Origin of the sequence: Bacillus cereus group sp. Bce019 (assembly GCF_051781745.1) — a bacterium.
Taxonomy (GTDB): Bacteria; Bacillota; Bacilli; order Bacillales; family Bacillaceae_G; genus Bacillus_A; species Bacillus_A cereus.
In genome coordinates, this window is the sequence record NZ_JBPWJX010000058.1 from 1 (window position 1) to 596 (window position 596).

The following is a 596-nucleotide window of genomic DNA, read 5'->3' on the forward strand; positions in this document are numbered from 1 at the left end:
TGGTATTATCCCCTATAGGTAGACAGTAAAAAAAGAGTCCATCTGATATGATGGACTCAATACTGTTTTATCTGGAGGGGATTTTTTTATGGCAAGAAAAGGACAATCATTTCAAAAATATACAGAAGAACTAAAGCGAGAAGCAGTTCGTCTTCGTTTAGAAGAGAGAAAATCATTGCGAGAAATTCGTGAACAACTCGGTGTGAAGAGCGATGCCCAGATTATTGAGTGGGTAAAACGTGCGCAACAGGGGGAGTCCTTTGATGATCAACGTGGTGTCTGGAATCGAAAGAATTTTAATAGTCTAGAAGAAGAAAATGCTTATTTGAAGGCACAGGTTGAGTATTTAAAAAAGCGCAATCCAAATCTACACGGGAAGGAATGGTCCTAAAGAAAGAACGATTTTCTCTTATCGATTCATTACGCCAAGCCTATCCACTCCGATGGTTGCTTCAAATCGCGGAAGTTTCTAAGGCTGGCTACTATAAATGGCGGAAATATCATAACGTGCAGCGTTTACGTCAGAAAAGGGATATGTGGCATAAAGAACATATTTTATCTATTCATCGTCAGCACCCTTACTATGGGTATAAACG

The 596-nt window shown here is 39.4% G+C and carries 1 pseudogene; it reads left to right on the forward strand.

From position 1 onward, the window contains the following. Positions 1 to 88: 88 nt before the first annotated feature. A pseudogene (locus ACS2QP_RS27375) lies at positions 89 to 596 on the forward strand (IS3-like element ISBth8 family transposase); the annotation flags it as partial.